Origin of the sequence: Chromobacterium sp. S0633 (assembly GCF_024158805.1) — a bacterium.
In the GTDB taxonomy this organism is placed as follows: domain Bacteria; phylum Pseudomonadota; class Gammaproteobacteria; order Burkholderiales; family Chromobacteriaceae; genus Chromobacterium.
In genome coordinates, this window is record NZ_JAMZGH010000048.1 from 1 (window position 1) to 21061 (window position 21061).

Below are 21061 nucleotides of genomic sequence, written 5' to 3' on the forward strand. Positions count from 1 at the left end.
CGCTTGGGCGCGGCCAGCAGGCCGCGCCAGGACGCCGGCGCGGCGCGCCCCCGTCGCCACAGCCGCGCGCGCCGGAGCAGCCCGGCGCTCAGCAGCAGCGCGCCCAACCAGAACAGGCCGCTGAGAAGGTAGGGAAAACTCATGTCAGAAATCCTTGGCCAGCCGCAGCGCGTCGTAGAGCGCGCCGTGGATGTTGTGCATGGAAACGCAGTCGCCGACGCGGAACAGCAGGAATTCCCCGGCCGCCAGCGGCCAGTCCAGACAGGGCTGCGGCTCGGCGGCGAACAGCGCCCGCACATCGGTCTGGCCGCGGTTGCGCGACAAGGGCTTCAGTTGCCCGTACAGGGCGTCGTCCGGCAGCACGCCGTTGTCTATCACCACCTGGTCCACCGCCCGCTCTTCCAGCGCTTCGGTGTATTCGTTGCGCAGCACGGCGATTTTCTTGTCGCCTTCGGCGTAAACCGCCTCCAGCCAGACATTGGGGGTGGGGATGATGCCTTGGGCGTACAGGCGGCGGTAGAAGATGGGAAAGGTGGTGCCGCCGGTGTCGTCGCCCACCTTCACGTCCGGCGTGACGATTTCCACCGTGCTGCCGCGGCTGGCCAGATAGTCGGCGACGCCGAAGCCGGCGTGGGTGCTCAGCGCGTCGTAGACCAGCACGTTGCGGGCCGGCTCCACTTGGCCGGACAGGATGTCCCAGCTGCTGACGGCCAGCCCCTCCGCCACGCCCCAGGCCGGCACCTGGCCGGTGTGCGGCCGGCCGCCGGTGGCCAGCACCACGATATCCGGCCGCTCGTCCATGATCATGGAGCGGTCCGCCGCCGCGCCCAGCCGGCGGTCCACGCCCAGGCGCTGGGTTTCCATGTCCAGCCAGCGCACGATGCCGGCCATCTGTTCACGCTGCGGCGCGCGCGCCGCCAGCAGGATCTGACCGCCCACCTGCGGCTGCCGCTCGAACAGCACCACCTCGTGGCCGCGCTCGCGCGCCACCCGCGCCGCCTCCAGCCCGGCCGGCCCGGCGCCCACCACCGCCACCCGGCGCGGCCGCGCCGCCCGGGAGATCAGATGGGGCATGGTGGACTCGCGGCTGGTGGCGGCATTCTGGATGCACAGCACGTCCTGGCCGTAGTACTGGCGGTCTATGCAGTAATTGGCGCCCACGCACTGGCGGATCTGGTCTTCCTTGCCATCCCGGATCTTGATCACCAGATGCGGATCGGCCATGTGGGCGCGGGTCATGCCCACCATGTCCACCATGCCGGCGGCCAGGATGCGTTCCGCCTGCACCGGGTCGCGTATGCTCTGCGCGTGCATCACCGGCACCTTGGACACCGATTTGATGCCGGCGGCCAGATGCACGAAAGGCTCGGGCGGCAGCGCCATCGGCGGCATGCAGTTGGCCAGGCTGTTGTGAGTGTCCGCGCCGGAGCCTATCACCGACAGGTAGTCGATCAGCCCGGTTTCGGACATGGCGGCGGCAATCTCCTTGAGCATGTCGTGGCTGAGGCCGTCTTCGTGGAATTCGTCGCCGCTCATTCTCAGGCCGACGCAGAAGTCCGCGCCCACCTCGGCGCGCACCGCCTGCAGCACCTCCATGCCGAAGCGCAGCCGGTTGTCCAGGCTGCCGCCCCATTCGTCCTCGCGCTGATTGGTGCGCGGGCTCCAGAACTGGTCGATCAGGTGCTGGTGGGCGGCGGCGATTTCGATGCCGTCCAGGCCGGCGGCCTTGACCCGCCGCGCCGCCAGCGCGAAATCCGCGATCACGCGATGGATGTCCTCCGTCTCCATGATCTTGGCGTTGCCGCGGTGCACCGGCTCGCGCACGCCGGAGGGGCTGAGCAGATGCGGCCAGTGTTCGCCTTGATAGCTGGAGCGCCGCCCCATATGGGTGGCCTGTATCATGATCTTGGCGCCGTGGCGGTGCACGGCTTCCGCCAGCCGCGCCAGCGGTTCTATCACCGCGTCGCTGGCCAGGTTCACCGATTTCCACCAGCCCTGCGGGCTGTCGATGGACACCGGGCTGGAACCGCCGCAAATCGCCAGCGCCAGGCCGCCCTTGGCTTTTTCTTCGTAGTAGCGGATGTAGCGCTCGCCCGGCAGGCCGCCGGCTTCGGCGTAGACCTCGGCGTGGGCGGTGCTGACGATGCGGTTGCGCAAGGTCAGCCGGTTCAGGGTGATGGGTTCGAACAAATGCGGGTAAGACATGGCCGGCTCCTAAGGGTCTGTTGACGTATGTTTTCCCCGCCGCGCTGACCGAGAAAAGTGCGCTCTACAAGGCGAAGGGCGCAGGCCTTGGCAAACCAAGGCCAAGCCTGACAACGCCGTAGAGGGGGCGTTCCTCGGTCAGCCCTCCGGGTTCGTCCCCAGCCTGTGCCTCGCTTTGTCGACCGCCTCAAGCAGTGAATAACACTGCGGCGAGGCGGCCTTCGCGCGCCGCATCCGGCTGGGGACGAACGCAGCGGTAAAACATACGTCAACAGACCCTGACTACAAGGGGTGGACCGTGAACGCGCAGTACGGCGCGCCCTGCCCGGCGCACTGGCTTTCGCGGCAGACGGTGCGGTAGTCGCGCCCCAGGCTTTCCCCCACCCAGTCCATCGCGCCGGCGAACCAGCCGGCGAACAGATAGCAGGCCATGTGCTCGCTTTGCGGCGCGCCGGCCTCGCCCTGGGCCAGCACGAAACAGGAGTGGTCCAGCCGGATATGGGCGTTGCCGCTGGCCACGTCGGCCTCCAAAAAGCGGAAGCGGCCCCAGCCGCGCAGGGACAGCCGGCTCAGGTAGTGCTCGAACACGGCCAGGCCGGCCAGACCGTGGGTGGCCGCCTCGCTGGCGCACCAGAAGTGGGCGGAGCGATGGCCGGCCTGATAGAGCGCGTCCGCGTACTGGTAACGGCCCAGCGCCGCCTCCATGGCCAGGTGGTTGTTGATGAAGAAATGACGCGGCACGTACAACATGGGCAGGCCGTTGGTGCGCCAGACGCCGCTGTCGGGGTCCACGTCGATGGGAAGTTGCGGTTGCATGCCGTTCTCCTGAAAACCTGTTCAAGGTCTGCTGCGCTTCGTCGGACATGGCGCGGTCAGTACGGCTTCGAATGCCCATATGCCGCATGACCCTTCCGCTTCCTCAGCGGTTTTCGCCTTGTCTCGCCCTTGCTCGCCAGACGGTGAACCGGCTCTGAGCAAGTCGGGCGCAGCCCGTCATTGCCGGCATCTTGCCGCAGGCCATTCCGGGCCGGAGCCGTCGGCGCGACCGGTTTTTGCCCATTGCCGACACCTCGCGGCGCGGGCGCAAAAAAGGCGGACCGCGGTCCGCCAAAGGGAGGCATGTCATTGAACGCGCAGTGGTTCAGGGCGCCCACTCCGCCACCCGCTCCGGATGGGCCCGAATCCAGGAGGCCGCCGCCGCCGCGGGTTTGGCGCCGGTTTCCACCGCCAGCATCAGCGGGCCGATCTCTTCCGGCCGCCAGCGGAAGCGCTGCAGAAAGGCCAGCACCCGCGGCGCCTTGGCGCTCAGGCCGGGATGGGCCACATTGTTGACGTGCTCGGCCTCGCCGAACACTTTTTGCGGGTCGTCGAGAAAACGCAACTTCCATTTGGCGAACATCCAGTGCGGCACCCAGCCGGTCACCACGATGGGCTTGCGGGCGTTGATCGCGCGCGCCAGTTCCGCCGTCATGCCCGGCCCGGAACTGGGCATCAGCGTCAAATTCAGCCGGTAGGCCTTGATCGCCGCCTCGGTCTTTTGCATCACCCCGGCGCCGGCGTCTATGCCGACGATGCGTCCCTGATACGCCGCGCGCTCGGCGTTGAGATCCCCTATGGCGCGGGCGGCCACATAGTCCGGCACCACCAGGCCGATGCGGGCGTCGACGTAATTGGGCCCCAGGTCCAGCACCTTGTCCTTGAACTGCCGGTAATACGCGCCCTGGGTCACCGGCAGCCAAGCCGACAGCGTGGCGTCCAGATCGCCGCGCGCCACGCCCTGCCACATGATGCCGGCGGCCACCGGCATCAGTTCCACCGGGTGGCCCAGCCGACCGCGAATGATCTGGGCCGCCACCTGGGTGGTGACCACGCTGTCCGCCCAGCCTTCGACGTAGCCGATCTTGATGAGCGGTTTGCCGGGCGTGGCCTCGGCCGCGCGGGCCGGCACGCACAAGAGCAGCAGTAGGATGCAACACCATTGCCTCAACATATTCGTTTCCTCCCTTAAGACCCGCTAAGCCAACCCCCGACCCTGCGTTGCGCCTGCTGGTACTGCCTGCGTCGGCGCGCCTTGGTCCAGCGTCTCTACGAGGTTTTGTTAGCGGCGCTAAAGCGGTTCAAGGTCTGATACAAGCTTGCCAGCGGCGTGAGAATGCCCATGCGCCCCATTCCGCGTCTTCCAGCGCTTATTGAATCTGCTCCGGCTTCACCACCAGCCAGTTGCGGTCCGCCGTCGCCGGCTGGCCCAGCTTGCGCTGCTGCCTGGCCGCTTCCCGGCTCCAGCTGCGGATCCGATCCCAATAACCCGCTTTGCGGTCTACCCAGAGCCGCAAGCCGCCCTTGGCCGTGTCGGTGCCGTTCAGCAGCATGTAGCCATCGGACTGCGGCGTGTCGCCGGCCACCAGCACCGGCTTGCGCCATTGGTCTATCCAGCCCAGGATGGTCCCGGCCTTGCCCTCGTACCAGGTCATCGGGTTCATCAGATAGGGGGTCAGTTCCAGGTCCAAATTGCGTTCCGGCTCATAGCCGCCGCGCTTGATCTGCAAACGCGAGGTGGTCAGCGCGCCGTTCGTTCGGTCTTTCAGCAGCAGGTTGACGCCCAGCACGTTTTGCGGCGGCGCCCGGTAGCCGTAGCGCGGATCGCTGGCCACCATGCGCACCAGTTCTTCGCTGGCCGCGGTCATCACGTAGACGGCGATGCCGTTCTCCTGCAGCTTGGTGTACAGCTCGACCATGCCGGTGAACACGCGCGGCGCCGACACGCTGCCCTCCACCGGCTTGCCCTGATGGAAGTACCTGACCGGCACCGGGGCGCCGCTGGCCATCAGCGCGTCCACCTGGGTCTTGAGTTGGCGCAGCGTCAGTCCGGAAAACACCTGCGCCGCCCAGGGGTAGCAGATCAGTTCGTCTATCTCGCACAGCCGCAGATAGTAGCTGTACAGGCTTTCCGGCCGGTCCGGCTCGTCGCGGAAGGGGATCAGCTTCAGGGACGGGTCCAGCCGCTCGCGGCTCAGCAAGCCCTTGGCCTCCATATAAGGAAGCAGCGCTTCTTCCAGATCGTAGCGATAGCTGGTGTTGTCCATGTCGAACACCGCGTATTCGCCCTTATGGGCATTGGCCTTGATCATGGCGTTCAACCGTTCCGCGATCTTGGGCGGCCAGTGCTTCAGTTCGGTCTCCGCCGCCGCCGGCTGGGTCCAAAGCGCGGCCGACAACAGCAAAGCCCCCAATACTTTAACTTGCTTCATAAGTCCTCCTGAATGTGCTTCGGATGCGGCGGGCCCGCCTTGAAACCTGTTCAAAGTCTGCTGCGCTTCAGCGATACGGCGTTGAAAACCAGCTCAAAATGCTCATGTACCACCTGTACATTCCGCTTTTTCGCTCGTTTTCGCCTTGTCTCGCCCTTGCTCGCGAGACTTTGAACGGCTCTTAAGAATGCGCCGCTTGCGCGCGAGGAGGCTCAACGCGGGATCAGGGCCGTGGCCGGGGGGCTAAGCCCCCCATACCTCGCCGAACACCCGCAACCAATTCTCGCCCAGCACTTTGCGGATCTTGCGCTCAGGCCAGCCGGCCCGCTGCATCGCCGCGGTCAGATTGGGCGTTTCGCCTATGGTGCGAATGCCTTCCGGGTTGAGGATGGTGCCGAAATCGGTCAGCCGGCGATACCGGCCTTTGTCGTGGGTGATCCAGTCGAAGAAGCCCTGATCGTAGCCCTGGGTGAAGTCGGTGCCGTAGCCGACGCAGTCTTCGCCCACCAGCGCGATCACGTAATCCATCGCTTCCACGTAGTCGTCCACGGTGGCTTCGATGCCGCGGCGCAGAAAGGGCGGAAACATGGTGACGCCGATGAAGCCGCCATGATCGGCGATGAAGCGCAGCTCCTCGTCGCTCTTGTTGCGCGGATGCGGCTTGAGGCCCGAGGGCAGGCAATGGGAGTAACAGACCGGCTTTTTCGATTCCAGAACGGCTTCGCGCGAAGTCAGGCCGCCCACATGGGACAGGTCCACCATGATGCCGACGCGGTTCATTTCCACAATGACTTCGCGGCCGAAGCCGGACAGGCCGCCGTCGCGTTCGTAACAGCCGGTGCCGATCAGGTTTTGCGTGTTGTAGCACAGCTGCACCACGCGCACGCCCATGTCGGCGAAGGCTTCGACGGATTCCAGCCTGTCCTCGAAGGCATGGGCGTTCTGAAAACCCAGGATGACGCCGGTGCGGCCCTCCGCCTTGGCGCGGCGGATATCCTCGACGCCGCGCACCAGGGTCAAGAGGTCGCCGTGCTCGCGGATCAGCCCTTTCATCTCGGCGATATTGTTCACGGTGTCCTGAAAGCCCTCCCACACCGACACGGTGCAATTGGCGGCGCTCAAGCCGCCGCGGCGCATGTCCTCGAACACCGGCCGCGCCCATTTGGCGATGATCAGTCCGTCTATCACCAGCGCGTCTGCGTGCAAATCCATTGCCATCTCCTCCTAGCTTGTCCACATCTCGGTCCAACTATCCCGCCGCAGCGCCGCGGACTTTGAATAATTTTTTAAGAGCTCTCGCTCAGGACCGCCGCCAACGCCGGCCGCGCCAGTTGCGCCCACAGCGGATGGCCGGCGTCTTCCGGCAGCTCGCACACCGCGAAGCCGTAAGGCCGGGCCGCGCGCCGCAACAGCAGCCAGACGTAGTCGGCAAAGCTGCGGCGGCAGACCACGAACACGCCGTCGCCGTCCAGGCGCAGCACTTGAACCGCCGCCTTGCCCAGCAAGGTGCCGACGCCCTGGCCGGGACGCAGCGCTTCGAAATCGTAGCCGCCCAGGTGGCGCAGCACGGCCAGGTGCGGCTCGCCGCACAGGTAGACGGCGGTGAAGCCGCCGCTGACGTCCAGCGCCTGGGCGAACAGGCGCTGCTCGGCGAAGCCCCGCTCCAGTGCCGGCAGCCAGCCGGCCAGGCGCTGGCGGCGGCTGATCAGCAGCCATTCGTCCGGCGACAGCCACAGCAGCGCGCCGCCCTCCCCCTGGCTCAAGGTCTTGGGCCGGCGCGGCGGCTCCAGCCCGGTGATCCGCGCCGTCAGCTCGAAAAACCCGGCCTCGGCGCCGTCGCCGCGCAGCAGCGCGTAGCCCAGATTGGGCGCTTCATTGCCCCAGACGCGGCCGTCGGCGCGGCGCGCTTCGGCCGCTTCCGGCAAATCCAGATGCCGCAAGGGCGATTCCAGCACAGGCTTGAATGTGGATTCAGACATGCTGACGCTCTCCTTCCTTGTCGACGAAGACCGCGGACGCCACCCGCGCCGGCGCGCTATGGCCCTGCCACCACACGTGCACGGTGTCGCCTTCGCGGCGGACGCCGTCCTTCAACACCGCCATGGCGATGGAGCGGCCCAGGCATTCGCTGTGGTAGCTGGAGGTGACATGGCCCTGCATCGCCGCCGGCGCGGCGTTCTTGCCGTCGTTGAGGATTTGCGCGCCTTCCGGCAACACCAGCCGCGGGTCCTCCGTCAGCAGGCCCACCAACTGTTTGCGGCCCGCTCCGGCGGTGTCGGCGCGCAGCAAGGAGCGGCGGCCGAGGAAGCTGAACGGCTTTTTCATGCCCACCGCCCAGCCCATGGCCAGATCGTTGGGGCTCATCGAGCCGTCGCTATCCTGGCCGACGATGATGAAGCCCTTCTCGGCGCGCAAGACGTGCATGGCCTCGGTGCCGTAGGGCGTGATGCCGAACTCGGCCCCGGCCCGCATCACCTCCTCCCACAGATAACGGCCGTAGCTGGCGTCCACATTGATCTCGTAAGCCAGTTCGCCGGAGAAGCTGATGCGGAACACCCGCGCCGGCACGCCGGCCACGGTGCCCACGCGGCCCTCCATGAACCGGAAGGCCTGAGGGTCGAGATCAATATCCGTGCACAGCTTGCGCAGCACCTCCCGGCTTTGCGGGCCCACCAGCGCCGTGGTGGCCCAGTGATCGGTGATGGAGCTGAAGCGCACCTTGAGTTCCGGCCATTCGGTCTGGTGCCAGCGCTCCAGCCAGCTGTAAACCCGGGCCGCGCCGCCGGTGGTGGTGGTCATGTGGAAATGGTCGTCCGCCAGGCAGGCGGTGACGCCGTCGTCCATCACCATGCCGTTTTCGTCCAGCATCAGCCCGTAGCGGCATTTGCCCGGCTCCAGCTTGCTCCAGGCGTTGCTGTAGACGCGGCCCAGAAACTCGCGCGCGTCCGGGCCGCGCACATCGATCTTGCCCAGAGTGGAGGCGTCCATCACCGCCACCCCCTGGCGGGCGGCGCGGCATTCGCGGCGCACCGCCGCGTGCAGGTCCTCGCCCGGCCGCGGGAAATACCAGGGCCGCAGCCACTGCCCCACCAGCTCGTATTCGGCCCCGCGCGCGGTATGGCTGTCGTGCATGGCGGTGTAGCGGCGCGGGTCGAAAGTTTCTCCGACATGGGCGCCGGCCAGCGCGCCGAAGCTGACCGGGGTGTAGGCCGGCCGGTAGGTGGTGGTGCCCACCTCGGCGATGGGCTTGCCCAGCGCCTCGGCGGCGATGGCGAAGCCGTTGACGTTGGACAGCTTGCCCTGATCGGTGCCGAAGCCCAGCGCGGTGTAGCGCTTGACGTGCTCGATGGAGCGGTAGTTTTCGCGCACCGCCAGATGGATGTCGGCGGCGGCCACGTCGTTCTGGAAATCGACGAAGGCCTTGGCGCCGACGCCTTCCCGCCGCCCGTCCGGCAAGCGGAAGATTTCACGCGGCGCGGCCACCTCCTCCGCCTCCACCCGCGGCGCGGCGCCCAGACCGCGCTGGCTTCCCCAGCCAAGCTGGGCCAGCATGGCGGCATGGCATTGGGCCAGGGCCTCGCCCAGCTCCCAGCGCCCGGTGACCGCACCCACGCAGACGACGCCGGGCCGGCCCGCGTCCGGGCAAACGAAGGACAGACGGTCCGGACGCCACAGCGGACGGCCGCCGTTGTGGCAGAACAGATGCACGGTGGCGCTGAGCCCGCCGGAGGAGAGCACGCCGTCCAGCTCCAGCCGCGGCCCCTTGCCGGCCACGCTCCGGCCATCCGCGGCCAGCTTCACCAAGTCCGCGCCGCCGACGCCGGCGCCGCCGTTCACCCGGGCGATGCCGTAACCGGCCAGCAGTTCCACGCCGGCATTCTGCGCGGCGCGGCTGCGCCAGGCCGCCGCGCCGGCTGGGCGAGCATCGGCCAGCGTCACCGCCGCCCCGGCCAAGGCCAGCTCCAGCGCCGCGTCGTAGGCGGCGTCGTTCTGGGTCTGCAGCAGCAGCCGGCGCCCCACCGCCACGCCGTAACGGTTCAAATAACTGTGGCCGGCGGCGGCGGTCATCACCCCGGGCAGATCGTTGTTGCCGAACACCAGCGGCCGTTCGATGGCGCCGCTGGCCAAGACCAGTTGGCCCGCGCGTATCTTGTGCAGGCGCTGGCGCGGCCGGGCCGGATCGCGCTCCGACGGCGGCAGGTGGTCCTGCAACAACTCCACCGCCAAGGCCAGATTGCCCTCATGCAAGGCGAAGACGGTGGCGCGCGGCAAGCGCTGGACATTGGGCAGCGCCGCCAGCTCCTGCAAGCGCTGCTGCGTCCATTCCATCGCCTCCAGGCCGTCGATGCGCAGCCGGCGCTCACTCAGCAGCCAGCCGCCCATCTCCGCCTGTTCGTCCAGCAGCAGCGTTTTCAGGCCGGCGCGCCCCGCCAGCGTGGCCGCCCACAAGCCGGCCGCGCCGCCGCCCACTACCAGCAGGTCCACATGGTGGTGCAGATGATCGTAATGCTCCGGGTCCGGCAGCCGCGGCGCTTGGCCGTAACCGGCGGCTTCGCGGATGCGGCGCTCGTAAAACGGCCAGGCCCCCGCCGGCTGCATGAAGGTCTTGTAATAAAAGCCCGGCGGCATGAAACGCTCCAGCCGGCCCAGCGCGCCCTTGAGCCGCATGCCCCAGGACGCGTCCCCCAAGCCGCTGAAGGCCTGCAAGCCTTGGTACAGCTCCACCTGGGTGGCTTTGAGATCCGGCGTGCTCAAGGCGCCGCTTTCCAGCTGGATCAAGGCGTTGGGCTCTTCCGCGCCAAAACCGACGATGCCGCGCGGCCGGCCGTACTTGAAGCTGCGGCCCAATAGCCGCACGCCGTTGGCCAGCAGCGCCGAGGCCAGGGTGTCGCCGGCGAAGCCGTGATAGGTCGCGCGGTCCAGGGTGAAGGCCAGCGGCCGATTGCGGTCGATGCGCTCGCCGGGACGATGGATGCGATAGCCGCTCACGCCTGATCCTCCTGCAAATAACGGGCCTTGCCCTCGGCCAGCGTCCAGCTGCCGGCGATCTCGTAGCTGACGGTGTGACGCCGGACGGCGAACACCTTGCGGCAGCCGGCGGCGTGCTGCCATTGCTCCCAATGCCAGCCGCGCGGGTTCTTGCGGCAGAACAGGTAATCGCCCCAGGCCTCGTCGTCCACCTGCTCCGGCGCCGCCGGGCGGACGATGAAGGCCTCCCCGGCGTAGTCGAACTCCTCCTCTTCCCGTGCCTCCCCGCAATGCGGGCAATGAATCAGCAGCATCGGCATCTCCCTCAATGCGCCACGGCGGCGGCGCCGTGTTCGTCTATCAAGCGGCCGGAGGCGAAGCGCTCCAGCGAAAAAGCCGCGTTCAGCGGATGCGGCTGGTCATGAGCGATGGTGTGGGCGAACACGTGGCCGGAACCCGGCGTGGCCTTGAAGCCGCCGGTGCCCCAGCCGCAGTTGAAATACAGGCCCTGGATCCGGGTCTTGCCGATGATAGGGCAGGCGTCCGGCGACACATCCACGATGCCACCCCACTGCCGGTTCATCCGCAGCCGCGAGAAGGATGGAAACAGCTCGACGATGGCCGCCGCCGTGTGCTCGATCACATGCGGGCTGCCGCGCTGGCCGTAACCCAGATAGCTGTCTATGCCCGCGCCTATCACCAGTTCGCCCTTGTCCGACTGGCTGATGTAGCCGTGCACCGCGCCGGACATCACCACCGTGTCCAGGCAGGGTTTCAGCGATTCGGACACAAAGGCCTGCAAGGGGTGGCTTTCCAGCGGCAGCCGCAAGCCGGCCATCCGCGCCAGCGTGGAACTGTTGCCGGCGGCCACGCAGCCCACCTTGTCGGCGCGGATCTCGCCGCGCCCGGTTCGCACCCCGCGCACCCGGCCGCCCTCGATCAGCAGGCCGGTCACTTCGCATTCCTCAATGATGTCCACGCCCAATTCGCTGGCGGCGCGGGCGAAGCCCCAGGCCACCGCGTCATGGCGCGCCACCCCGCCGCGCGGCTGATAGCTGGCGCCCAGGATCGGATAGCGGACGTCGCCGCCGATGGCGATCAAGGGCACCCGCTCCTTGATCTCCCGCGGGGACAGCACCTCGGCGTCCACGCCGTTGAGCAGGTTGGCGTTGACCCGGCGCTCGATGTCGCGCATGTCCTGCAGGCTGTGGCCCAGGTTCATCACTCCGCGCTGGCTGAACATCACATTGAAGTTCAGCTCCTGGGACAGGCCCTCCCACAGCTTGAGCGCGTGCTCGTACAGCTGCGAAGACTCGTCCCACAGATAGTTGGAACGGATGATGGTGGTGTTGCGCGCGGTGTTGCCGCCGCCCAGATAGCCTTTTTCCAGCACCGCCACCTTGCGGACGCCGTACATGCGGGCCAGGTAATAGGCGGTGGCCAGGCCGTGGCCGCCGCCGCCGACGATGATGACGTCGTAGCTGCTTTCCGGCTGCGGACTGCGCCAGGCCGGCTGCCAGCCCTGGTGATGCCCAAGCCCGTGCCGGATCAGGCTCCACAGCGAATATCGGTTTGCCATCTGCGCTCCCGCCGCCGGGCCGCCATGGGCCCGCGCCGCTGCTGTCGAGGTTGAGGAAGGCCTCATTCTCAGGGCGACGCCGCCGGCGCATTTGGCTGGAAAGGACGGCCTCTTGCCCGCACGCGACACGGCGATGTCCAAAATCCACGCAAAGCGGACGCATGGCGGACAGCGCGCGCGCGGGACAAGGCCTAGATTGGCCCGTGCCGCCCCACAAACAGGACACGCCAATGACCTCAGACGCCCCCTCCTACGTGCTCAGCTTCGCCTGCCGCAGTGCCTCCGGCCAGGTGGCCGGCTTCTCCGCCTTGCTGGAGCAGCAAGGCTGCTATATCGATGAACTGGCGGTGTTCGACGACGCCCGCAGCCGGCGCTTCTTCGTGCGCTGCGTCTTCCACCCGGAGCGGCCGGACTTCGCCCCGGAACGGCTGGCCGACGGCATGGCGCGGATGAGCGGCCACTATCAAGACCTGCAATGGCGGCTGCACGACCGGCGCCAGCGCGCGCGGGTGCTGATCATGGTGTCCAAACTGGACCACTGCCTGAACGATTTGCTCTATCGCCAGAAGATGGGCGATCTGGACATGACGGTGGCCGCCGTCGTCTCCAATCACCGCGACCTCGCCCCCATCGCCGAGGCCTACGGCCTGCCCTTCCACCATCTGCCGCTCACACCGGACAACAAGCCGCGCCAGGAAGCCGCGCTGCTGGCGCTGATGGACGACAGCCGGGCGGAACTGCTGGTGCTGGCCCGCTATATGCAGGTGCTCTCCAGCGCCGCCGCCGCAAAACTGGCCGGCCGCGCCATCAATATCCATCACTCCTTCCTGCCCGGCTTCAAGGGGGCGCGGCCGTATCAGCAGGCGCACGAGCGCGGCGTCAAACTGATAGGCGCCACCGCCCACTACATCACCGACGATCTGGACGAAGGCCCGATCATCGAACAAGTGGTGGAACGGGTGGACCACGCCTACAGCCCGGAGCAATTGCAGGCCGCCGGCCGCGACATGGAGTGCCAGGCGCTGGCGCGCGCGGTGCGCAGCCACTTGGAGCGGCGCGTCTTCATCACCGAGCGGCGCACTGTGGTGTTGCGCTGACAGTTGTTCGCCTGGCAGGAACTTTGTCTATTGCAACGCAACAAAAGCAGGGTACAGTAGCCAGTTATCCGTCATACCAACCAAGAGGTGCCGTATGTGGTCGCAAACAGCCGTCTGGTCCAAGCTCTTCTCCTCCAACCCGGTCGCCGACTACTGGCGCGACGCCTGCGAGCGCAGCATCCTCTACTGGGACGTGCTGCATGACCGCGGCGCGGACTATCTGCAACACGTGCAAAGCGGCAAGCCGCCGGTCTTGGTGTTCGACTACAAAATCATCCTGGACGGCCGCAGCCTGCCGGACCCGGCCAACTACGCGCTGGCCGCCATCCTGCCGCCGGCCGGCTGCCCGGCCACCAATCCGGCGCTGCGCCCCTTCGTGGTGATAGACCCGCGCGCCGGCCATGGCCCCGGCATCGGCGGCTTCAAGATGGACAGCGAAATCGGCATCGCGCTGCAACAGGGCCACCCCTGCTACTTCATCATGTTCTTCCCCCAGCCGGTGCCCAGCCAGACCATAGAAAGCGTCAGCCGCGCCGAATACGTCTTCCTCGGCAAGGTCAGGGAACTGCACCCGGACAGCGACGGCAAGCCCTTCGTCATCGGCAACTGCCAGGGCGGCTGGGCGCTGGCCATGCTGGCCTCGGTGGCGCCGGAGCTGTGCGGTCCCATCCTGCTGGCCGGCACCCCGCTGTCCTACTGGGCCGGCGTCACCGGCAAATACCCGATGCGCTACTCCGGCGGCATGCTGGGCGGCACCTGGACCGCCTCCCTGGCCGGCGATCTGGGCAACGGCAAGTTCGACGGCGCCCACCTGGTCAACAACTTTGAAAAGCTGGACCCGGCCAACACCCTGTGGAAGAAGCCCTACAATCTGTACGCCAAGGTGGACACCGAGCGCGAACGCTATCTGGGCTTTGAACGCTGGTGGGGCGGCCACTACCTGCTGAACAAGCAGGAAATGGAATGGATTTCCCAGCAGCTCTTCGTGGGCAACCACCTGGTGGAAGGCAAGATCGTCAGCAGCGACCAGCACCGCGTGGACATGCGCAACATCCGCTCCCCCATCATCGTGTTCGCCTCCTGGGGCGACAACATCACCCCGCCGCAGCAAGCGCTGAACTGGATACCGGACCTGTACGACAACGCGGAAGACATCCGCGACAACGAACAAACCATCATTTACTGCCTGCACAACAAGGTGGGCCACCTGGGCATCTTCGTCTCCGCCGGCATCGCCAACCGCGAGCACAGCGAATTCGCCAGCGCGCTGGACCTGATCGACGTGCTGGCCCCCGGCCTGTACGAGGCCGTCATCGAGGACGTGGCCCCCGGCACCCCCGGCCAGGAATACATCAAGGGCCGCTACATCATCCGTTTCGAAGCCCGCGAAGTGGCCGACATCCTGGCGCTGGACGACGGCCGCGAAGACGAACGCGCCTTTGAAGCGGTGCGCCGCGTCTCCGAAATCAACCAGGGCATTTACAACCGCTTCGTTTCCCCGGCCGTGCGCGCCGTCAGCAACGAAGCCAGCGCCCAATGGCTGCGCCAGCTCAACCCGGCGCGGCTGGAACGCACGCTGATCTCCCCGCTCAATCCCTGGCTCGGCTGGCTCAAACCCGCCGCGGAATACGTGCGCGCCCACCGCCAGCCGGTGAGCGCGGACAACCCCTTGTGGCGATTGCAAGAACAGTGGTCCGGCTGGATGACGCAAAACCTGGACCGCTACCGCGACCTGCGCGACGCCGCCACCGAACACTGCTTCAAAGCCGTGTACGAATCCCCGTGGCTGGCCTCCGTCGTGGGCGTGCAGCCCGCGCGCGAAGCCCGCGCCGCCCGCTGCGACAGCTGGAACAAACAGGAAAGGCTGCAACTCAAGCGCCAGGTGCTGGACCCCGCTTACGAAAGCGGCTCCCTGGCCGACGGCTTCGTGCGCTTGCTCACCTATGTGGCGATTGGCCGCGGCATCATAGACGAGCGCCCGTTCAACGCCATCCGCCGCATCATGCGCGACATCCGCCACGAATACCCGCTGACCCTGATGGAGCTGAAAGACATCGCCCGCAAACAGGTTTTCCTGGTGCGGCTGGACGAAGCCCGCGCGCTGGCCGGCCTGCCCAAGCTGCTGCCGGAAGAACACCGCCGCCGCCAGGCCTGGCAGCTGGCGCATGAACTGCTGGCGCTCAGCGGCGACATCGCCCCGGAACAACAGCTCAGGCTGGACCAAGCGGCCCACGCGCTGCAACTGGACACGCGTGCGCCGGCCACGCCAGCCATCCTGCCGCCCGCCGAGCCGGCCATAGCGGCAGCCTCAACCGTTCCCGCCGCGGCCCCCGCCGCCAAGGCCAGCGCGCCCGCCAAGAAAGCGGCGCCGCCGCGCAAGCCGGCCGCCAAAGCCCCGTCCAAGCCCACCGCCGGCAAGCCCAGCGCCGCTGCCGCCAAACCCGCTCCGGCCGCCAAACCCGCCAGCAGCAAACCGGCCGCGGCCAAGCCGGCGCCCGGCAAGCCCCCGGCGGCCAAAACCGCCAAAGCGCCAGCGGGCAAAGCCAGCGTGGCCAAAGCCCCCGCAGCCAAAACCCCGGCCGCGCGCAAACCCGCCGCCGGCAAGGACGCGGCCAAGCCCAAAACGCCGAGCAACTAAGCATCAGCCAGCGCAAAAACGCCCGGACAGCCAAACCGCCGTCCGGGCGTTTTCATGTTGATGCCGCACTGCAACATTTTTGCCTCGCCCCATGTATACAGTCGTTGACTGAACAATACAGCAAACGCTAATATCCTTGCCTGCTGCGGGAGAGAGGGGCATGCGCCCCCGCCGAAGACGCAAACTCCCATAATCGCTCAGGCCACAGTACCGCAGCCCATGGATACCAGCCGATTGGAGAGAGGCCCTAAGCGCCCGTTCATCATCTGCTACGCTCCAGCGAGAGCGCGTCGGATGAAGTGACCGGCCCTTAGCCGCCCACCGAAGGGGCAAGTGACATCCGGCAAGGCCCGCACACAGGCCGCGCCCGTCATCTAACTCTCAGGTAAAAGGACAAGGGGAGAGGCAATGCCGGCAGCGCCGCGCCCATGCGCGGCCCGCCGGCCGTGCTCAGAACGTGCTCACGATCTCGCGAGCAAGGACGAGACAAGGCGAAAACAGCTGAGAAAGCGGAATGTACTCGTGGTACATGAGCATTTCGAATCGGTTTTCAACGCCGTATCGTCGCAGCGCAGCAGATCGTGCACCAGCTCTCAAGGAAAACCCGTGTTCGAAACTCTTGCCCAGGCTGCGCGCCACCTGGCATGGCCCGCCCATTGCCAACCCATTTTCCCACCCGGCTTCGCCGCGCATCTCGGCGCCAGCCTGTTTGACCATTGCAACTACATGCTTACCCTGATCTATCTGATCGCCATCACCGCGGAAGCGATGACCGGCGCGTTGGCGGCCGGCCGCCGCAATATGGACATCTTCGGCGTTACCGTCATCGCCTTCCTCACCGCCCTGGGCGGCGGCACCGTGCGCGACATCGTGCTGGGCCGCTACCCGATAGGCTGGACCCAACACCCGGAATACGTCGGCCTGGTCATCGCCGGCGGCCTGGCCGCCGTGTTCGTGGCCCGCTATATGAAACGCCTGAGCCGCGTCTTCCTGGTGCTGGACGCGCTGGGCCTGATCGCCTTCACCATCATAGGTTGCGGCGTGGCCCAGTCCATGGACTACCACCCGGTGGTGGTGGTGATGGCCGGCATGATCACCGGCATTGCCGGCGGCATCCTGCGCGACGTGCTGTGCAACCGCGTGCCGGTGGTCTTCCGCCAGGAGCTGTACGCCAGCGTCTCCTTCGCCGTGGCCCTGCTCTACCTGGGCCTGATCAAGCTGGGCGTGCCGCACGATCTCAACGTGCTGGCCAGCTTCGCCGTCGGCCTCGCCATCCGCCTGGCCGCCATCTGGCGCGAATGGAGGCTGCCGGTGTTCATGTACCGGCATGATCTGCATTAACTAACCCTAGCCGTTTCACCGCTGCGCCGCGGCATCAGGCTTGAATCCCCGCCAGCAGCAGGAACAAGGCCGCCTGGCTGGACACGCCCAGCTTGGCGTACAGATGGCGGCGGTGCACCTTGGCGGTTTCCAGCGAAATGCCCAGCTCGCGCGCCACGCCCTTGGTGGAGTGGCCGCCGAGTATCAGCAGCGCCACCTCCACCTCCCGCTTGGTCAACGGCGAGGAGCCCTGCGCGCGCAGCGCCTCCTCCAGTTCCCGGCGGCTCTGCCTGCCCGTCCTGGCCGCCGGCTGACGCAGCCCTTCGTCCAGACGCGCGGCCAGCCGCGACAAGGGCAGCAACCAGGGCGCGAACAGATTGCAAACGCCCAGTTCCTGCTCGCTGAAGCGGCGTTTGCTGCCCAGGGACAGAGACAGCACGCCCTCCGGCAACACTTGCAGAAACTGGATTTCATCCGCCACCACATTGCGCGAAAAGTAACGGCGAAAGTACTCCGTCTCCCGGAAACGGTCCGGCGCCACCTCGTCCAGCCGGTACACGCCGGCGGCCGGGCGCTTCAGCGCAAAACCGTAAAACGGGTCCAGCAGATACAGGCCGCGCCGGTAGTCGGCGAACAAATCGTCGGCGGCGTAATTGGCCGCGTGATCCGCCAGCACCCACGGCGGCGCCTCCTGGCGAAACAGCACCGCCACCCAGGTATCGAAACTCAGGCGTTCCCGTAGAAACGCGGCCAACCCTTGCCAAAAGGCCGCGTTGTCGACGCCGTCCAACAAGCGCCCCAATTGCTGGTGAAACACCAGATCCGCCACATTCAGCTGCATGCCAGCTACCCCGATCAGGTTAGTCCCGCCTTCCGCTCTAACGCTTTCGCGTGATGTCCGCCGCCAAGGCGACTGACTAGTATGGCTCCAGCCTGCGCGACAAGACCAGCCGTGATGTGAGCGCTTCCCCCACCCCGTCGCGCCGCCTGAACAGGAGTGATCGCCATGCCCATGCAGGATCTGGCCTACTGGCAAGACCGCGCCGCCGATTTGCGCCCGCCTTGCCTCGCCTTCATCAACGGCCGCTTCGTGCCCGCCGCCGACCGGCGCACCTTCACCGACATCAGCCCCATCCATGGCCGGCCCCTGGCCGAGATCGCCCGCTGCGGCGAGGCCGATGTCGAGCGGGCGGCGCGGGCCGCCCGCGCCAGCTTCGAATCCGGCGTCTGGTCGCGCCGTCACCCGCGCCAGCGCAAGACCGTGCTGCAAAAACTGGCGGCGCTGATCCGCCGGCATGGCGACGAACTGGCGCTGCTGGACTGCCTGGACATCGGCAAGCCCATTGCCGATGCGCTCCATATCGATGTGCCGGGCGCCGCCGGCGTGTTCGACTGGTACGCCGAAGCCGCCGACAAGCTGTACGGCGAGGCCGCCCCCGGCGCCGACGACGCGCTGGCCCTGATCACCCGGGAACCGCTGGGCGTGGCGGCGGCGGTGATCCCGTGGAATTTCCCGCTGGACATGGCGGCGTGGAAGCTGGCGCCGGCGCTGATGGCCGGCAATAGCGTGATCCTGAAGCCGGCCGAGCAATCCCCGCTATCGGCCTTGCGCCTGGCCCAACTGGCCCAGGAGGCCGGCCTGCCGGATGGCGTGCTCAACGTCTTGCCGGGCTACGGCGACGAGGTGGGGCGGCCGCTGGGCCTGCACCCGGACGTGGATTGCCTGAGCTTCACCGGCTCCAGCGAAGTGGGCAAAGCCTTTCTGCGCTACGCGGCGGACTCCAATATGAAAAGAGTGGCGCTGGAATGCGGCGGCAAAAGCCCCAATCTGGTGTTCGACGACTGCGACCTGGACGCCGCCGCCCGGCGCGCCGCCTTCGGCGTTTTCTTCAATCAGGGCCAGGTGTGCTCGGCCAACTCGCGGCTCTTGCTGCAACGCTCCATGCAAGACGCCTTCCTGGAACGCCTGCTGCGCGAGGCGGCCGCGCTGCAACCGGGCAACCCGCTGGACCCGGCCACCCGCAGCGGCTGCATCGTCGACGCCCGCCAGGCGGAGCGCATCATGGCCCACATCGACCAAGCCCGCCGCCAAGGCGCCCGCCTGCTGTGCGGCGGCGAGCGCTTCAGCCTGGACGGCGGCGACTGCTACATCCGCCCCACCGTCTTCACCGATGTCCGCCCGGACATGGCGCTGGCGCGCGAGGAAGTTTTCGGCCCGGTGTTGGCGGTGATGCCCTTCGACAGCGAAGCCGAGGCCGTGGCCATCGCCAACGACAGCCCTTACGGCTTGGCCGCCTCGGTGTGGACCCGGGACCTGTCGCGCGCCCACCGCGTGGCGCGCCGGCTACGCGCCGGCACCGTCTCGGTCAACACTGTGGACGCGCTGGACCCCGGCCTGCCGTTTGGCGGCTGCAAGCAATCCGGCTTTGGCCGCGATCTGTCGCTGCACGCCGTCGACCACTACACCCACCTCAAAACCACCTGGGTGCAATGGCAAGACGAATAAGCGTCGTCCCGCAGTCGGCACAACAAGATAGTAGGAGACCCACCATGCTCACACCGCAAGCCCACCTTGCTCCGCCGCCGGCCCCCGCCCCTTTTCGCGCCAGCCTGGGCCTCGCCCCGCTGCTCGCCGTCGCCATCGGCCTCGTCGTATCCCAAGGCGTGATGGTGCTGATGCTGCAAGGCGCCGGCATGGCCGGCATCGGCTTTCTGATCCCGCTGAGCCTGGCCTTCCTGCTGGCGCTCTGCTACGCCGTATCCTTCTCCGAACTGGCGCTGATGATTCCCCGCGCCGGCAGCCTCAGCAGCTACACCGAGGTGGCCCTGGGCCAGTTCCCCGCCATCCTGGCCACCTTTTCCGGCTATGTGGTGGTGGCGATGTTCGCGCTGTCGGCCGAACTCCTGCTGCTCGACCGCATCGTCAACCAGGTCTATCCCGGCGTCTTTCCCCTCAACGGCGTCGCCTACGGCGTGCTGCTAATCTTCACCCTGCTCAATCTGCTGGGCATCGATGTGTTCGCCCGCCTGCAATCGGCGCTGGCCCTGGTGATGATCGTCGCGCTGCTGGCGCTGGGCAGCACCGCACTGAGCGGCGGCGGCCCGCCGGCGCTGGCCCAGGCCGCCAACAGCGACTGGAACCCGCTGGGCGCCGGCGTGCTGACGCTGGGAGCGCTGGCGATCTGGGGTTTTGTCGGCGCGGAATTCACCTGCCCGCTGGTGGAGGAAAGCCGCCGCCCGCAACGGGACATCCCGCTGGCGATGATGCTGGGCCTCAGCGTGATCTTCATCACCATCGCCCTCTACTGCATGGGCGCGCTCTACCACCTGCCGCGCGCCGCCCTGACCGCCGCGCCGCTGCCGCACCTGCAATACGCCACCGCGCTGCTGGGCCAGGCCGGCAAGCTGACCGTGGTGGTGATCGCCTTCACCGCCACCTGCAGCACGCTCAACAGCTCCCTGGCGGCGGTGCCGCGCATGCTGTACGGCATGGCGTGCAACGGCCAGGTCTTTCCCCAGTTCAAACAGCTGAGCCGGCGCTACCGCACCCCATGGGTGGCGGTGCTCTTCGTCGCCCTGATCACCGGCGCGCCGGTGCTGCTGATGGGGGACGACCCCGACACCATAGGCCTGCTGTTGCTGGCGGCGGCCATCGCCTGGCTGCTGGCCTACATCATCTGCCACCTGGACGTGATCGCCCTGCGCCGCCGCTACCCCACGCTGGCCCGCCCCTTCAAAACCCCGTTCTACCCGCTGCCGCAATGCCTGGGCATCGTCGGCATGCTGATCGCCATCTACCACGTATCGCCCAGCCCGGACATGAACGCCGCCATCTTCGCCAGCGCCGGCCTCGTGCTGGGCCTGGTGTCCTTGATTGCCGTCCTGTGGATCAAGCTGGTGATGCGCAAACCGCTGTTCCGCCCGGAACCATTGGACCAGGCGCTGACCCGGCACTAGCCAAACGCCAAACGCCAAACGCCTAACGCCTAACGCCTAACGCCGGGCC

The 21061-nt window shown here is 67.3% G+C and carries 16 protein-coding genes and 2 riboswitches; of the genes, 5 read left to right on the forward strand and 11 right to left on the reverse strand.

Going from position 1 to position 21061, the window contains the following annotated elements:
* The 10 genes from NK214_RS21185 to NK214_RS21230 all read right to left on the reverse strand — a co-directional run.
* On the reverse strand, positions 1 to 143 hold a 143-nt coding region (locus tag NK214_RS21185), incomplete at its 3' end, for a DUF3483 domain-containing protein (RefSeq protein ID WP_253315455.1).
* Between the two features lies 1 nt (position 144).
* Positions 145 to 2205: an NADH:flavin oxidoreductase gene (locus NK214_RS21190; RefSeq protein WP_253315430.1), complete on the reverse strand. Its 2061-nt coding sequence runs from the start codon at positions 2203 to 2205 to the stop codon at positions 145 to 147.
* Between the two features lie 282 nt (positions 2206 to 2487).
* Positions 2488 to 3021: a DUF5943 domain-containing protein gene (locus NK214_RS21195; protein WP_107799497.1), complete on the reverse strand. Its 534-nt coding sequence runs from the start codon at positions 3019 to 3021 to the stop codon at positions 2488 to 2490.
* A 325-nt stretch (positions 3022 to 3346) separates the two neighbouring features.
* Entirely contained in the window at positions 3347 to 4195 is an 849-nt protein-coding gene (locus NK214_RS21200) for a glycine betaine ABC transporter substrate-binding protein (protein ID WP_253315431.1), read from the reverse strand.
* Between the two features lie 196 nt (positions 4196 to 4391).
* On the reverse strand, positions 4392 to 5453 hold the full coding sequence (locus NK214_RS21205; protein ID WP_253315432.1) for a haloacid dehalogenase-like hydrolase: 1062 nt from the start codon (positions 5451 to 5453) through the stop codon (positions 4392 to 4394).
* A gap of 243 nt (positions 5454 to 5696) precedes the next feature.
* A complete protein-coding gene (locus NK214_RS21210) occupies positions 5697 to 6665 on the reverse strand; it encodes a dipeptidase (RefSeq protein WP_253315433.1) in 969 nt (322 codons plus the stop codon).
* A 74-nt stretch (positions 6666 to 6739) separates the two neighbouring features.
* Positions 6740 to 7432, reverse strand: coding sequence for a sarcosine oxidase subunit gamma (locus NK214_RS21215; RefSeq protein WP_253315434.1), 693 nt, complete (start codon positions 7430 to 7432; stop codon positions 6740 to 6742).
* Complete coding sequence (locus NK214_RS21220; RefSeq protein ID WP_253315435.1) at positions 7425 to 10442, reverse strand: sarcosine oxidase subunit alpha family protein; 3018 nt, start codon at positions 10440 to 10442, stop codon at positions 7425 to 7427. Before NK214_RS21220 ends, NK214_RS21215 begins: the two co-directional genes overlap by 8 nt.
* Complete coding sequence (locus NK214_RS21225) at positions 10439 to 10735, reverse strand: sarcosine oxidase subunit delta (RefSeq protein ID WP_235089148.1); 297 nt, start codon at positions 10733 to 10735, stop codon at positions 10439 to 10441. Before NK214_RS21225 ends, NK214_RS21220 begins: the two co-directional genes overlap by 4 nt.
* A gap of 11 nt (positions 10736 to 10746) precedes the next feature.
* Entirely contained in the window at positions 10747 to 12000 is a 1254-nt protein-coding gene (locus NK214_RS21230) for a sarcosine oxidase subunit beta family protein (protein WP_235089150.1), read from the reverse strand.
* A 230-nt stretch (positions 12001 to 12230) separates the two neighbouring features.
* Between NK214_RS21230 and purU the strand changes: the two genes are divergently transcribed.
* The 3 genes from purU (at position 12231) to NK214_RS21245 (ending at position 17076) form a co-directional block, all read left to right on the forward strand.
* Positions 12231 to 13097, forward strand: coding sequence for a formyltetrahydrofolate deformylase (gene purU / locus NK214_RS21235; protein WP_253315436.1), 867 nt, complete (start codon positions 12231 to 12233; stop codon positions 13095 to 13097).
* Between the two features lie 94 nt (positions 13098 to 13191).
* On the forward strand, positions 13192 to 15735 hold the full coding sequence (locus NK214_RS21240) for a DUF3141 domain-containing protein (protein WP_305883568.1): 2544 nt from the start codon (positions 13192 to 13194) through the stop codon (positions 15733 to 15735).
* Between the two features lie 136 nt (positions 15736 to 15871).
* A riboswitch (glycine riboswitch) is annotated at positions 15872 to 15958 on the forward strand.
* A gap of 1 nt (position 15959) precedes the next feature.
* Positions 15960 to 16142, forward strand: a riboswitch (glycine riboswitch).
* A 199-nt stretch (positions 16143 to 16341) separates the two neighbouring features.
* On the forward strand, positions 16342 to 17076 hold the full coding sequence (locus NK214_RS21245; RefSeq protein ID WP_253315437.1) for a TRIC cation channel family protein: 735 nt from the start codon (positions 16342 to 16344) through the stop codon (positions 17074 to 17076).
* A gap of 34 nt (positions 17077 to 17110) precedes the next feature.
* On the opposite strand, the gene NK214_RS21250 is transcribed toward NK214_RS21245, so the two are convergent.
* Positions 17111 to 17896 (reverse strand): LuxR C-terminal-related transcriptional regulator, encoded by a 786-nt coding sequence (locus NK214_RS21250; RefSeq protein WP_253315438.1) that lies wholly within the window; start codon positions 17894 to 17896, stop codon positions 17111 to 17113.
* Positions 17897 to 18061: 165 nt separating this feature from the next.
* Here NK214_RS21250 and NK214_RS21255 point away from each other — a divergent pair, with 165 nt between their 5' ends.
* Both NK214_RS21255 and NK214_RS21260 read left to right on the forward strand, forming a co-directional pair.
* Positions 18062 to 19561 (forward strand): aldehyde dehydrogenase, encoded by a 1500-nt coding sequence (locus tag NK214_RS21255; RefSeq protein ID WP_371926304.1) that lies wholly within the window; start codon positions 18062 to 18064, stop codon positions 19559 to 19561.
* A 44-nt stretch (positions 19562 to 19605) separates the two neighbouring features.
* Positions 19606 to 21012 (forward strand): APC family permease, encoded by a 1407-nt coding sequence (locus NK214_RS21260; RefSeq protein WP_253315439.1) that lies wholly within the window; start codon positions 19606 to 19608, stop codon positions 21010 to 21012.
* The last annotated feature ends 49 nt before the right edge of the window (positions 21013 to 21061 follow it).

Coding starts and splice junctions, on each gene's coding strand:
- NK214_RS21240 (WP_305883568.1), top strand. CDS start 13,192: ATGTGGTCGCAAACAGCCGTCTGGTCCAAGCTCTTCTCCTCCAACCCG.
- NK214_RS21215 (WP_253315434.1), bottom strand. CDS start 7,432: ATGTCTGAATCCACATTCAAGCCTGTGCTGGAATCGCCCTTGCGGCAT.
- purU (WP_253315436.1), top strand. CDS start 12,231: ATGACCTCAGACGCCCCCTCCTACGTGCTCAGCTTCGCCTGCCGCAGT.
- NK214_RS21205 (WP_253315432.1), bottom strand. CDS start 5,453: ATGAAGCAAGTTAAAGTATTGGGGGCTTTGCTGTTGTCGGCCGCGCTT.
- NK214_RS21255 (WP_371926304.1), top strand. CDS start 18,062: ATGCCCATGCAGGATCTGGCCTACTGGCAAGACCGCGCCGCCGATTTG.
- NK214_RS21190 (WP_253315430.1), bottom strand. CDS start 2,205: ATGTCTTACCCGCATTTGTTCGAACCCATCACCCTGAACCGGCTGACC.
- NK214_RS21250 (WP_253315438.1), bottom strand. CDS start 17,896: ATGCAGCTGAATGTGGCGGATCTGGTGTTTCACCAGCAATTGGGGCGC.
- NK214_RS21195 (WP_107799497.1), bottom strand. CDS start 3,021: ATGCAACCGCAACTTCCCATCGACGTGGACCCCGACAGCGGCGTCTGG.
- NK214_RS21200 (WP_253315431.1), bottom strand. CDS start 4,195: ATGTTGAGGCAATGGTGTTGCATCCTACTGCTGCTCTTGTGCGTGCCG.
- NK214_RS21230 (WP_235089150.1), bottom strand. CDS start 12,000: ATGGCAAACCGATATTCGCTGTGGAGCCTGATCCGGCACGGGCTTGGG.
- NK214_RS21260 (WP_253315439.1), top strand. CDS start 19,606: ATGCTCACACCGCAAGCCCACCTTGCTCCGCCGCCGGCCCCCGCCCCT.
- NK214_RS21225 (WP_235089148.1), bottom strand. CDS start 10,735: ATGCTGCTGATTCATTGCCCGCATTGCGGGGAGGCACGGGAAGAGGAG.
- NK214_RS21210 (WP_253315433.1), bottom strand. CDS start 6,665: ATGGATTTGCACGCAGACGCGCTGGTGATAGACGGACTGATCATCGCC.